Origin of the sequence: Pseudovibrio sp. FO-BEG1, from assembly GCF_000236645.1 — a bacterium.
GTDB lineage: Bacteria > Pseudomonadota > Alphaproteobacteria > Rhizobiales > Stappiaceae > Pseudovibrio.
Window position 1 is genome coordinate 3,671,717 of sequence record NC_016642.1, and the last position, 13,435, is coordinate 3,685,151.

8 protein-coding genes are annotated in these 13,435 nt (G+C 53.0%); 4 read left to right on the forward strand and 4 right to left on the reverse strand.

The window, feature by feature from the left end; all coding sequences use genetic code 11:
- The first annotated feature begins 67 nt into the window (after positions 1-67).
- Positions 68-5,332, forward strand: coding sequence for a type I secretion protein (locus PSE_RS16455; protein ID WP_014285905.1), 5,265 nt, complete (start codon positions 68-70; stop codon positions 5,330-5,332).
- A 54-nt stretch (positions 5,333-5,386) separates the two neighbouring features.
- On the opposite strand, the gene PSE_RS16460 is transcribed toward PSE_RS16455, so the two are convergent.
- From PSE_RS16460 to tpiA, 4 genes are all read right to left on the reverse strand, one after another.
- Entirely contained in the window at positions 5,387-6,241 is an 855-nt protein-coding gene (locus tag PSE_RS16460; protein WP_208997963.1) for a VOC family protein, read from the reverse strand.
- Between the two features lie 23 nt (positions 6,242-6,264).
- The gene (locus PSE_RS16465; protein ID WP_014285907.1) at positions 6,265-7,893 is read right to left on the reverse strand and encodes a CTP synthase; all 1,629 of its coding nucleotides are present in this window, start codon (positions 7,891-7,893) and stop codon (positions 6,265-6,267) included.
- Between the two features lie 177 nt (positions 7,894-8,070).
- The gene (secG, locus tag PSE_RS16470; RefSeq protein ID WP_014285908.1) at positions 8,071-8,436 is read right to left on the reverse strand and encodes a preprotein translocase subunit SecG; all 366 of its coding nucleotides are present in this window, start codon (positions 8,434-8,436) and stop codon (positions 8,071-8,073) included.
- A gap of 122 nt (positions 8,437-8,558) precedes the next feature.
- The gene (tpiA, locus tag PSE_RS16475) at positions 8,559-9,308 is read right to left on the reverse strand and encodes a triose-phosphate isomerase (RefSeq protein WP_014285909.1); all 750 of its coding nucleotides are present in this window, start codon (positions 9,306-9,308) and stop codon (positions 8,559-8,561) included.
- A 245-nt stretch (positions 9,309-9,553) separates the two neighbouring features.
- Between tpiA and PSE_RS16480 the strand changes: the two genes are divergently transcribed.
- The 3 genes from PSE_RS16480 (at position 9,554) to trpC (ending at position 13,428) form a co-directional block, all read left to right on the forward strand.
- Positions 9,554-11,440, forward strand: coding sequence for a SurA N-terminal domain-containing protein (locus PSE_RS16480; protein WP_014285910.1), 1,887 nt, complete (start codon positions 9,554-9,556; stop codon positions 11,438-11,440).
- A gap of 145 nt (positions 11,441-11,585) precedes the next feature.
- Positions 11,586-12,623, forward strand: coding sequence for an anthranilate phosphoribosyltransferase (gene trpD, locus PSE_RS16485; RefSeq protein ID WP_014285911.1), 1,038 nt, complete (start codon positions 11,586-11,588; stop codon positions 12,621-12,623).
- A 13-nt stretch (positions 12,624-12,636) separates the two neighbouring features.
- Positions 12,637-13,428, forward strand: coding sequence for an indole-3-glycerol phosphate synthase TrpC (trpC, locus tag PSE_RS16490; protein ID WP_014285912.1), 792 nt, complete (start codon positions 12,637-12,639; stop codon positions 13,426-13,428).
- Positions 13,429-13,435: the final 7 nt, after the last annotated feature.

Consider the following 13,435-nt stretch of genomic DNA (forward strand, 5'->3'; position numbering starts at 1 on the left):
TTGCAACATTTTCCTTCTCGGAGAATGCCCGTCAACGTCTTGTTTCTGTTTGCAAAGGAAGACCTATATGCCGACAATCAGAACTGATGAAACGCAAGTCCCTTCAGTCCAGGACACTTCTTCAGAACAAGTTGTTGAGCTGCAACCTAATAAGGGCCCATCCGCTCCCTCTCAAAGCCGCCTCATCATTGAACTTCCACCAGATATTGCAGCCGATCTGGAGGACCAGCCGGATGCCCCACCACGCGGCATAAACCTGCTGCTGAATGAGGTTGAATGGGACCCGGTCAGAGAGGTTTTGCTGCTTCCATCAGGCTTGGAACTCGCAGGTATCCAGACAGCCAATAACACCACCCAGATCACACTTGCAGATGGCACGCTGCTGATCATCCAGGGCCACAGCGAAAATCCTCCATCCATTGAGATTGAAAATCAGATCCTCACTGCACAGGAGATTCAAACAGCGTTTGCCGCTGCAAGAAATGCAGAACCAAGCGCCGGCCCGGAGGCCTCATCGGGCCCTTCAAGTGGGTCAGAACCCTCCAGCGGCAACAACGAGCCACAGTCTCCATTACCAGCAAATGAGGACCTGACCGGAAGCGGTAATGATTTTGAGCCCATTCCGATCGCCGTTCAACCTTCTTTTCCAATCACTCCGCTCCTGCTCCCTTCAGAACGCAGCGAAGAGTTTTTGGAAAGAGACTTCGGGGATGGAGTCTTTGAAAACAACGAACCAATCATCTCCAGCATGGATCCATCTGATCCAACAGTGCGCCCCGCTTTCTTCGAAGGCAACACCGATGACGTGTATGAGGCAGGCCTGGCATCCGGCAGCAATGCTGGTCAGGCTGTGACGCAAACAGCAGGCCCCATGAACATTCAGAGCGGATCATCTCCGCTCCAGACACTCGAAGTCTGTGATCCGACACAGGATATTTGGATCGATGTAACCAATGGCGGACAAATCACCACGCCTCATGGCACCTACACCATCACAGCTCATCCAGACGGAACCTACAGCTGGACATACACCCTTGATACAGCGGGTGATCACAGTAACAACGCCCAACAAGACATGTTAAAAGTTCGTGTTACGAACGAGGAAGGCAATAAGGCAACCGGCGACATCACCATCAACATCGTCGACGATGAGCCACTCATCGATATCACCGATAATCCGGCTCAAGTGGCTGAAGGCGATACCCTCGTAAGCACATGGTCTCTCAACCCCGGAGCAGATGGCGTCACACACATAACCGTGTCTGTCCCCGGTGAAGCGGATCAGACAATCGCCCTGTCCGGCAACACATCCGCCACCTTCACGCTGCCCAAAGGCACACTCACCGTTAATCCAGACGGCACCTACGCCTTTGAAGCGGCAACCAATCTGGATAATGACGATCCGCAAGAGCAAAGCTTCACCATTACCGCGACGGATGCAGATGGAGATACGACAACCGATACCCAAACCATCACCATCACTGATGGCACATCGCCAACACCGCCAGACAATCTCCCCGGTGAAGCTGTCGACCTGATCCTGACAGTCAACGAAGCTGCCCTTGATACAACGCAGGATCAGAATGATCTGGCCGCCGGCAACATCACTGGATCCGATCCAACAAGCACTGCTGAGACAGAGGTCTCCAGCACCCTCACTTTCACAGCTGGCTCTGACAACCTCTCAACCTTCGCTTTTGGAGATCTCTCAGGCATCACCATTACTAACGGCGATGCAGCTCTCAATGTGAGCTGGACAATTACCAACGGCCAACTCATTGGTTCCATAAACGGCACTCCAGCCATCATTCTGGTACTCTCTGCATCAGAGATCCAAGCAGGCCAACAAGGCACGGTGCAAGTCACAGCAACACTCACAGACGCCTTCCCGCATGATGCAAGCGGAGAGCCAATCAAGATCAACGGCATCACCATCAATGCCTCAGATCACGATGGCGACACTGTCACAGCGGACATTCAGGTCAACATCATCGATGACGCACCCCAGCTGGACATCGCTGATACGCCCGCTTCCGTCGCTGAAGGAAACACCTTGAACGGAACATGGACCCTCAACCCGGGAGCAGATGGCGTCACACACATAACCGTGTCTGTCCCCGGTGAAGCGGATCAGACAATCGCCCTGTCCGGCAACACACCCGCTACCTTCACGTTGCCCAAAGGCACACTCACCGTCAACCCAGACGGCACCTACTCCTTTGAAGCAGCAGGCAACCTGGATAATGACGAGCCACAGGAGCAAAGCTTCACCATCACCGCAACGGATGCGGATGGAGACACGACAACCGATACCCAGACCATCACCATCACCGACGGCATATCGCCAACACCGCCAGACAATCTGCCCGGTGAAGCCGTCGATCTGATCCTTACCGTCAACGAAGCAGCCCTTGATACAACGCAGGATCAGGATGATCTGGCCGCTGGGAACATCACCGGTTCCGACCCAACAAGCTCTGCTGAGACGGAGATCTCCAGCTCTCTCACCTTTACCGCGGGCTCGGATAACCTCTCTACCTTTGCCTTTGGTGATCCCTCGGGCATCACCATCACCAACGGCGATGCAGCTCTCAATGTGAGCTGGACGGTTAGCAATGGCCAGCTCATCGGCTCCATAAACGGCACGCCAGCCATCATTCTGGCTCTCAATGCATCTGAGATCCCCGCAGGCCAGCAAGGCTCTATACAAGTTACTGCAACACTCACAGACGCCTTCCCGCATGATGCAAGCGGAGAGCCAATCAAGATCAACGGCATCACCATCGACGCTTCAGACCACGATGGCGACACGGTCACAGCAGACATTCAGGTCAACATAATCGACGACGCACCACAACTGGATATCGCTGATACACCTGCATCAGTTGCAGAGGGCAACACGCTTAACGGAACATGGACGCTCAACCCAGGAGCAGATGGCGTCATGCACATAACCGTGTCTGTCCCTGGTGAAGCGGACCAGACAATCGCATTATCCGGCAACACATCCGCCACCTTCACGTTGCCGAAGGGAACCTTAACCGTCAATCCAGACGGCACCTACGCCTTTGAAGCAGCAACCAATCTGGATAATGACGATCCACAAGAGCAAAGTTTCACCATCACCGCAACGGATGCGGATGGAGATACAACAACAGACACCCAGATCATCACAATCACTGACGGTACATCGCCAACACCGCCAGACAACCTTCCCGGTGAAGTCGTCGATCTGATCCTCACAGTTAACGAAGCAGCCCTTGATACAACACAGGATCAGGATGATCTGGCCACCGGAAATACTTCTGGATCCGATCCAACAAGCACTGATGAGACAGAGATCTCCAGTACCCTCACCTTCACAGCTGGCTCGGACAACCTCTCCACCTTTGCCTTTGGTGATCCCTCGGGCATCACCATCACCAACGGCGATGCAGCTCTCAACGTCAGCTGGACAATTACCAACGGCCAGCTCGTCGGTTCCATAAACGGCACACCAGCAATCATTCTGGTGCTCAATGCAGCAGAGATCCAAGCAGGCCAACAAGGCACGGTGCAAGTCACAGCAACACTCACAGACGCCTTCCCGCATGATGCAAGCGGAGAGCCAATCAAGATCAACGGCATCACCATCAATGCCTCAGATCACGATGGCGACACTGTCACAGCGAACATTCAGGTCAACATAATCGACGACGCACCCCAGCTGGACATCGCCGATACGCCTGCATCAGTTGCGGAGGGCAACACGCTCAACGGAACATGGACCCTCAACCCGGGAGCAGATGACGTCACGCACATAACCGTGTCTGTCCCCGGTGAAGCGGACCAGACAATCGCACTGTCCGGCAACACACCCGCTACCTTCACGTTGCCGAAGGGAACCCTAACCGTCAATCCAGACGGCACTTACTCCTTTGAAGCAGCAACCAATCTGGATAATGACGACCCACAAGAGCAAAACTTCACCATCACCGCAATGGATGCAGATGGTGACACGACAACCGATACCCAGACCATCACCATCACAGATGGCCCCAATCCGTTTGGGGGCGATATCATCGCGCTGAGCCTTGATGAAAGCGCGCTTGGAGAGCAGATTGGCAACAATGACCCCACTGGGGATGTCATCGGTTCCAATCCGGCAAGCACAGCAGAAACTCAAAGCGATACACTCAGCTTCACTGCAGGTTCTGACAATATCGTCAGCTTCACTATAGGAGACACCTCCAGCATCGAAGTTCGGGACGACAGTGGAGCTGTTGTAACTTCTTTGAACTGGACACTGTCCGCTGACAAGCAAACCCTAACTGGATCAATCAACGGTCAGAACGTCATCCAGCTGTCTCTAACCGGATCAACCATCCTTGCTGGCACCACGGGCACAGTTCAGGTCACGGCAACACTTCTTGCCGAATTTCCTCACGTCACCAACGGAACCAGCGACTTCACTATTTTGGGCGTACCCATCATCGCGACTGATACAGATGGCAGTACAGCTCTTGGTTTCACAAACATCTCAATCAAGGATGATGGTCCGGATATTGATATTGCAGATGTTCAGGATATCGTCTCTGAAGGTGAAACCATCACCGATACGTTTTCCCTCAGTTCGGGAGCGGATGGGTATAAACAGGTGACGGTCTATACAGACATCAACGACCAACACATCGTCAGCTTAGCTCCCAACACACAAACTACGCTCTACACGAAACAAGGTGAGCTAACCATCCATTCAGATGGGACCTGGGAGTTCACAGCCAGTACGGGGCTGGACTTCAACCAACCTCAAACTCTGCAGTTCTTCATATCCGTTGAAGATGGGGATGGTGATACAGATACGGATAGTCATCTCATTTCTATCAAACCAGCAGCACCGCCCATTCTCGGCACCTCAGGCAACGATGTCCTCACTGGTACCCAGACAAGCGAACTCATCAAAGGCCTTGGTGGTGATGATACGATCAACGGTGGTGCCGGGCGAGACAAGATCGCCGGTATGGGGGGGAAAGATACGCTCACCGGCGGAGAGGACAGCGACACATTCGTGCTCGATCTTTCCAACCTCTCCGTGGCAGATCTGATTACAGATTACAAATCCACCGGAGAAGATGCAGACAAACTAGATGTAACGGAACTAGTTGGCACAGAAGAGATCACGCAACAAAATGTGGGAGATTATTTCCAGCTCTCGGGCGGTATCCTGAGCTTCGATCAGGATGGAGCGGGCACCAATCACAACATGGTTCAGGTTATGGAGTTTTCATCACCACCAGCACAGCTGGAACTGATCGTGGATGAAAATCAGGCACCAGTGGTCGTAACAGCATAATAACTCGGGCAAAGAAAAACCCCAGGAGCAATGCTACCGGGGTTCAAAACACGATCAGCTACAGAAAACAGCCACACCGGCCATTCGCTCAGGCTCTATAACCCAGAAGTCACCGCGCTTGCGTCCTCCAAGAGCCTTGGCATAGGTAGCAAAGCTCTCAAGATCTTCTGCGGTAAAGCCCAAGGCAGCCAATTTCAGACCTTTGCGGTCAGCGGGCGCCTTCACACCATAAAGGCTTTCATAAGCGCTTGGTGACAACACCTTCACAGTCCCACGAGCAGTCTCAATCTCAACGCCAAGACTGGAAAGTCGTGCAGTACGTTCTCCAATGAATGCCTTGAGGAACTCATGATGGTCTGCCGGATCGTCTGCTACAAAAACCACCTCAGTCAGATCGCGAACAGTATTCGGATGCGACTGATAGTCAGCCTTCCAGAAGTTCTCAGGAAATTTGTTGTGGCAAGTGAAGAAGCCCATTTCCGCACTGAGCGGATCAGTGGTGAACGTCAGATCAAACGCGACCTGGCGTTCTTCACCTTCTGGCGTCACAGCAATCCGCTCAAAGGAAAATGGCGCGTACTCTGCAAGGCCAGCAGCATTGTAGGCCCTACGATCTGCCGCAGCGTTGGTGCTGTCCATAACAAACATGGAAGCACCCTCGCCCTTCAGCAGAAAGTCACGGTTGAATGCACCGAAAGAGAAAACGCCTTCACTCGGTTCTGTCAGCTCAGCACCTTCGCCGATTGCCAGAACCTCAAGGAAACTACCATTCAGCTGGACGAGACGATTTTCAGTCCCCCAAGGATGACGCGCAGTTGGCGTCACCTTGAAACCTAGCTGTTCCCAGTGTCCTGCTGAATCCTGCAAAGAGTTTACAGCAAGCACAATGTGGTCAATTCCCTTGGTCAAAGCGTTTCCCCCAAAACAGCAGATTAAACCAGACGGCTGTTGTCGCGCGCAGCACCTACAAATGAGGAGAACAGCGGATGCGGCTCAAACGGACGGGACTTCAGCTCTGGGTGATACTGTACACCGATGAACCACGGATGGTTGTCGATCTCTACAGTCTCAGGCAGAACGCCGTCTGGTGATGTGCCAGCAAAGATGAGGCCAGCTTCTTCAAGCTTCTCACGATAGCCGATGTTCACTTCATAACGGTGACGGTGACGCTCAGAGATCTCGGTAGAATCGTAGATCGCAGCAATCTTACTGTCAGCTTTCAGAACTGCATCATAAGCACCAAGGCGCATGGTACCGCCCAGATCGCCTTCAGCATGACGCTCTTCTTTTTCGTTACCGCGGGTCCATTCGGTCATCAGGCCAACAACTGGCTCTTTTGCAGGACCAAACTCGGTAGAGCTTGCGTCAGCAATGCCAGCCATGTTGCGGGCAGCTTCCACAACAGCCATCTGCATACCGAAGCAGATACCGAAGTAAGGAATGTTGTTCACACGTGCATAGTGTGCTGCAGCGATCTTACCCTCAGATCCGCGCTCACCAAAACCACCAGGAACAAGAATACCATTCACATTGGCAAGGAACTCGCTTGGGTCTTCTTTTTCAAAGACTTCAGATTCAATCCACTCAAGATTGACCTTCACACCATTCGCAATACCGCCGTGAACCAGCGCTTCGATCAGGGACTTATATGCATCCTTGAGTACGGTGTACTTGCCAACGATTGCGATAGTGACTTCACCCTCTGGATTAAACAGAGAATGAACGATGGTTTCCCAGCGGGACAGGTCAGGAGCCGGAGCACCTGTGATACCAAACGCATCCAGAACCTGTTCGTCCAGACCTTCCTTGTGGTAGGCCAGCGGCACTTCATAAATGCTCTTTGCATCGTATGCCGGGATAACAGCTTCTTCGCGAACGTTACAGAACTGGGACAGCTTGCGACGCTCATTCTCAGGGATCTGGCGATCACAGCGAACCATGAGAATGTCTGGCTGAATACCGATGGAGCGCAGCTCTTTAACAGAGTGCTGGGTTGGCTTGGTTTTCATTTCACCAGCACTTGCAATATAAGGCAGCAGTGTCAGGTGGATGTAAACAGCCTGTCCGCGTGGTAGATCGTTGCCAAGCTGACGAATAGCTTCAAAGAATGGCAGACCTTCAATGTCACCAACGGTACCGCCGATCTCGCAGAGTACGAAATCATAGCCTTCATTACCATCCAGAACGAAGTTCTTGATCGCGTCAGTCACATGAGGAATCACCTGCACGGTACCACCCAGGTAATCACCACGGCGTTCTTTCGCGATAATGTCCTGATAAATGCGACCAGTGGTAATGTTGTCCTGCTTGTTTGCCGGACGGCCAGTGAAACGCTCGTAGTGACCAAGATCCAGGTCAGTTTCAGCGCCATCGTCGGTCACATAACACTCACCATGCTGGTAAGGGCTCATGGTACCTGGATCAACGTTCAAATAAGGGTCGAGCTTACGAAGTCGCACCTTGTATCCGCGCGCTTGTAAAGCCGCACCAAGAGCTGCGGAGGCAAGTCCCTTCCCGAGAGAAGAAACAACACCACCGGTGATGAATATGTACCGTGCCATGGATCGCTACCACGTTAGAAAGGGCGGATTTTATCAGTAGGGAAGCACACTTAGCGTTGTGCCTGATAATCCAATACCCTGGATATTTGAGTTATGTCTGAACGCACGAATGACGGACACTGCACAAGGTGCGGTGCCGTCAAACGTATATTTCAACTGTTTCTGCTTTACAGCAGATTACTGTGCAGGTGGAACCTGCGGGCCAGTTGGCTGACTTTGCTGCTGAAGCTGGTCAAGAAGACCATTGCCGCCGCCCTGCTCTGTGCCCTGAGTTGCGGAACCAGCTGGAACCTGATCAAGCAGAGAACCTGGACGCTCATCGTAGCGTGCCAGCAGAGAAAGAGCGAGTGAAGTTGCAAAGAAGCAGACAGCAAGAATCGCAGTACCGCGTGTCAGCACATTTGCTGTACCACGGCTGCTCATCACGCCACCGCCGCCGCCGCCGCCAATACCCAATGCGCCGCCTTCGGAGCGCTGCAGTAGAACCATTGCTACCAGCGCAACGACGACCATCAGGTGGATAACAATCAGAACGGTTTCCATAGGTATCCGTAGGTTTAATGAATTCGTTAGTCGGCCTTCTAACCGAATTTGCTGCGCCTTTCTACCCTAAAGGCGCAGCAAATTGGTGGACTGCTAAGAATATTATTATAATCCGACTAATATTAGCCGCGATAAGCCTCAGCGATTCCAAGGAAATCCGCCGCTTTCAGGCTTGCACCGCCAACCAGTGCACCGTCAACGTTTTCAACCGCAAGCAGTTCTTTTGCGTTGGTAGGCTTAACAGAGCCACCATAAAGGACGCGCATTTTGCCACCAATCTCATCGCCAAACTGCTTGATCAGCGTTGCGCGGATGGACGCATGAACTTCAGCCACATCAGCAGGTGTTGGCGTCAGGCCGGTACCGATTGCCCAGACTGGCTCATAAGCGATCACGGTATTCTCAGCGGTTGCGCCTGCTGGCACAGAACCAAGAACCTGTTTGGTAACAACATCAAGAGTAGTGCCAGCGCGGCGCTCACTCTCAACTTCACCAACACAAACGATCGCAACCAGACCAGCGCGATAAGCAGCTTCAGCCTTCTCGCAAACATCCGCGTCAGATTCGCCATGGTCTTCACGGCGCTCGGAGTGACCAACAATAACAAACTTGCCGCCAGCATCACGGATCATCTCAGCGGAGATGTCGCCAGTATGCGCACCGCTTTCTTTAGCGTGGCAGTTCTGGGCGCCAATCGCGATTTTGTCCTGAGAAGCAAGCTGTGCAACCAGCAATGCAGGAGGGCAAATCAGAAGCTCTACTTTTTCGGCAAGTGCTGAGTCGTATCCCGCACCCATAGCTTCCAGCTCTGCAGCAGAAGCTTTGGTGCCATTCATTTTCCAGTTACCAGCAACAAGTGGCCGATTAGTCATTTGATCCGTTCCCCAAATATGAATTCTAGATTCCCATATGGAATGTGTGCTCACTAGCAGAAAAAACACTTAAGTCCCATAGTGGATTACCGCTAGTGCGATGAACTTCGTATCTCACGGCGAATCTCACAGGCTTTATGTTGTGTAAACTTGCCCCACGGCGAAAGGAACACTATTATCCGGCGGCCTTGCATGTGTGCGCGGGGAGACTGTCCCTCGCCTTCAACAAGAGAACGGATAAAATTATGCTCGACGCGCTACGTAATAGCGTAGGTTCCTGGTTTGCAAAGATCCTGATCGGCCTTCTGGTGCTCAGCTTTGCAGTTTGGGGGATCGCTGACGTCTTTACTGGAATCGGCTCCACATCTGTTGCCTCAGTTGGTGACAAAGAAATTTCAGCTCAGGATTTCCAACGAGCTTATTCACGCGAGCTCGACCAGCTGTCACGCCGCGTCGGCCAGCCTGTCACACAGGAACAGGCCGCTGCATTTGGCGTACCAGCTCAGGTTCTGGGCCGCCTGGTCGCTGAAGCTGCGCTTGATAATGAAGCATCAAAGCTGCGCATCGGCGTTTCAGATGAAGCAATCATCAAGACCATTCAGGAAACACCTGCCTTTCAGGGTGTGAATGGATATGACCGTAATCGCCTCGGTCAGGTTCTTTACAATCTCGGCATGAGCGAAGACGAGTTCGTCATGCAGCAGCAGCTCGTCGCTGAGCGCCAGCAGCTCGCCGAAGCCATCATTGGTGGCATTGTAGTGCCAGAAACCATGCTCGAAGCTTTCGACAAGTACGCGATGGAAGAGCGCACTGTTGAGTACCTCGTACTGCCAAAAAGCTCTCTTACCGACGTTCCTGCGCCGACTGACGAAGAACTCAACGCGTTCTTTGAAGAAAACAAAGGTAACTACAAAGCACCTGAATACCGCAGCACGACCATCATCGAGCTGACATCAGACAAAATCGCAAAGCCTGAAAACGTAACGGATGAAGAGATCGCTCAGGAATATGAGCGCACCAAAAACCGTTACCAGTCTCAGGAACAGCGCCGCATCTATCAGATCTCCTTCCCAACCAAACAGGAAGCAGAAGCTGCTGTGGTGGAGATGGATTCCGGCAAGACCTTTGAAGACCTGATGAACGAGCGCGACCTGACTGAAAAAGACGTCGATCTCGGCCTCATGAATAAGGCAGGCTTTCTCGATCAGAAGATCGCAGACGCTGCGTTTGCTCTGAAAGAAGGTCAGGCAAGTAACGTGGTCGAAGGGCAGTTCACCAACGCCATCCTCTTTGCAAAAGAAGTCAAACCAGCTGCTGTTCAGCCAATTGAAGACGTGAAAGACGAACTGCGCACCGTAGTTGCTCAGGCAAACGCCGCTGATGAAGTGGAAGACCTGTTCAATGAGGTTGAAGATGCTCGCGCAGGCGGAAGCACCTTTGAAGAGATCGCAGAACGCTTCGATCTGGAACTGATCAACACCCCTGCTTTCGACGCCTCCGGCAATAATGAAGCAGGCGAAACCGTTGAACTGCCAGTCGCAAACGAGTTGACCACCGCTGTCTTCTCAACCGATGTTGGCGTTGAAAACGATCCGCTGGAAATCGGCCGCACCGGTCACCTCTGGTACGAAGTCAAAGAAGTCACACCTTCCCGCGACAGAGAACTCTCTGAAGTCAAAGAGGCTGTGATTGCTGACTGGACAGCAAACCGCACTGGTGAACTGCTGGAAGAAAAAGCCAAAGCTCTGATTGCGGAAGTGGAAGCAGGAAAGTCGCTTTCCGAGATCGCGACAGCTGAAGGCCTGACAACAACGACTTCTCAGCCATTCACCCGCAACGGAGGCGTACAAGGCCTTTCCGGCTCAGCTGTTACAGCAGCCTTCTCCGGCCCGAAAGGCACCGCTGCACAGGTTCCTGGCAACAATGAAGATCGGATCCTTCTGGTTCTGACGGACACAACAGCTCCAGCCTTCATGATAGAGTCAGAGAACGCTCAGCGCATCAACACCCAGCTGACAGGCGCACTGGAAAGCTCATTGCTCAACCAGTTCATCAACCAGCTGGAACAGACTGAAGGCGTCCTCGTAAATCAGGCAGTCTTCAATCAGTTGACCGGCCTGGATCGCCAGTAGACAAAACCTTGTCGAAAACAAGCCCGCCACACTTTTAAGTGTGGCGGGCTTTTGTTTATCTCCTAGACAGCCCTCCTAAAGCTATCTAATAGTTAGCCTTTGTGTGCATTAAGGAATTACCTGAGGGATTGAGGGAGTTTTCGCCGTGAGCAATTTGAAAAATCTCATTGGAATTGTCGCTGACGGCAACGCACTGGACCGGCCTCAGGCCCGCGAGGCATTCGAGATCATCATGTCAGGCGCCGCAACTCCTGCTCAGATTGGAGGCTTCCTGATGGCCCTGCGTTTGCGCGGCGAAACCATCGATGAAATCTCCGCAGCAGTTGAGACCATGCGCGCCAAGATGATCCCGGTAAAAGCACCAGACCACGCCATCGACATTGTCGGCACTGGCGGTGATGCATCCGGCTCCTACAACATCTCAACCTGCACAGCGATTGTGGTCGCAGGCTGCGGCGTAACAGTTGCCAAACACGGCAACCGTTCCCTCTCCTCCAAATCAGGTTCCGCTGAAGCACTGGCCGAACTGGGCATCAATCTAGATCTGGATGCAAACGGCATCAGCCACTGCATTCACGAGGCTGGCATTGGCTTCATGTTCGCGCCAAACCACCACAAAGCCATGCGCCATGTCGGCCCGGCTCGTATCGAGCTTGGCACCAGAACCATTTTCAATCTGCTTGGCCCTCTCGCCAACCCGGCAGGCGCAAAGCGCCAGATGACCGGCGTGTTCGCGCAGCAGTGGGTTGAGCCGCTCGCCAACACCCTGAAAGAACTGGGCACCGAGAAAGCCTGGATCGTCAATGGCTCCGATGGCATGGATGAAATCACCACCACAGGAACGACCTTTGTCGCCGAACTGAAAAACGGCAGCATCAACACCTTCACCATCTCACCAGAAGATGCAGGCTTACCTGTTGCAAAGACGGAAGACCTGAAGGGCGGCGATCCAAAAGAAAACGCTCAAGCCCTGCGCGAAGTACTGCAAGGCGCCAAGAACGCATACCGCGACATCGTCCTGCTCAACTCCGCAGCATCCCTGATCGTTGCGGACAAAGTCGCCACTCTCACCGATGGCGTAGAGATGGCTGCACAGGCAATCGATACAGGTACCGCCCTTTCCCGACTGGACAAACTTGTTGAAGCCTCCGACGCTGCAACAGCTGCTAACATGAAACTCTAAGACCACGGATCCCATGTCAGATATCCTTAAGAAAATCGAAGCTTACAAGCGTGAAGAGATTGCCGCTGCAAAAGCGCAAACTTCTCTGGCTGATCTGGATGCGGCAATCAAGGCAGCAACTCCAACCCGCGGCTTCGCAAACGCACTGAAAGCAAAGCACGCAAACGGTGAGTGCGCCCTGATTGCTGAGGTAAAAAAGGCCAGCCCGTCCAAAGGCCTGATCCGCGCAGACTTCAATCCACCAGTACTTGCAAAAGCTTATGAGAACGGCGGCGCAGCCTGTTTGTCCGTGCTGACCGACACGCCGTCCTTCCAGGGCAAGCCAGAATACCTCGTCGCAGCCCGCAATGAAGTCTCCTTGCCAGTTCTGCGCAAAGACTTTCTTTATGACACCTATCAGGTGCATGAAGCCCGCGCCTGGGGCGCAGACTGCATCCTGATCATCATGGCAGCCGTTGATGATGCATTAGCCAAAGAGCTGGAAGACACCGCCTTTGAGCTTGGCATGGATGCACTGATTGAGGTGCACGATGAGGCTGAGCTGGAGCGCGCACTGAAGCTCACCTCACCACTCGTCGGCATCAATAACCGCAACCTGAAAACATTCGAGACATCACTGGAGACCAGTGAACGCCTTGCTCCATTGATCCCGCAAGACCGGATCATCGTCGGCGAAAGCGGCCTGTTCACTCCGGAAGATCTTTCCCGCATGGAAAAATCCGGCATCTCCACCTTCCTCATCGGTGAAAGCCTGATGCGGCAGGACGATGTAGAAAACGCAACAAAAGCGCTGCTTAAACGCTAAGAAAATC

Excerpts from the sequence above, each read along its gene's own strand:
- PSE_RS16455 (WP_014285905.1), top strand. The coding sequence starts at position 68 with ATGCCGACAATCAGAACTGATGAAACGCAAGTCCCTTCAGTCCAGGAC.
- PSE_RS16465 (WP_014285907.1), bottom strand. The coding sequence starts at position 7,893 with ATGGCACGGTACATATTCATCACCGGTGGTGTTGTTTCTTCTCTCGGG.
- secG (WP_014285908.1), bottom strand. The coding sequence starts at position 8,436 with ATGGAAACCGTTCTGATTGTTATCCACCTGATGGTCGTCGTTGCGCTG.
- tpiA (WP_014285909.1), bottom strand. The coding sequence starts at position 9,308 with ATGACTAATCGGCCACTTGTTGCTGGTAACTGGAAAATGAATGGCACC.
- PSE_RS16480 (WP_014285910.1), top strand. The coding sequence starts at position 9,554 with ATGCTCGACGCGCTACGTAATAGCGTAGGTTCCTGGTTTGCAAAGATC.
- trpC (WP_014285912.1), top strand. The coding sequence starts at position 12,637 with ATGTCAGATATCCTTAAGAAAATCGAAGCTTACAAGCGTGAAGAGATT.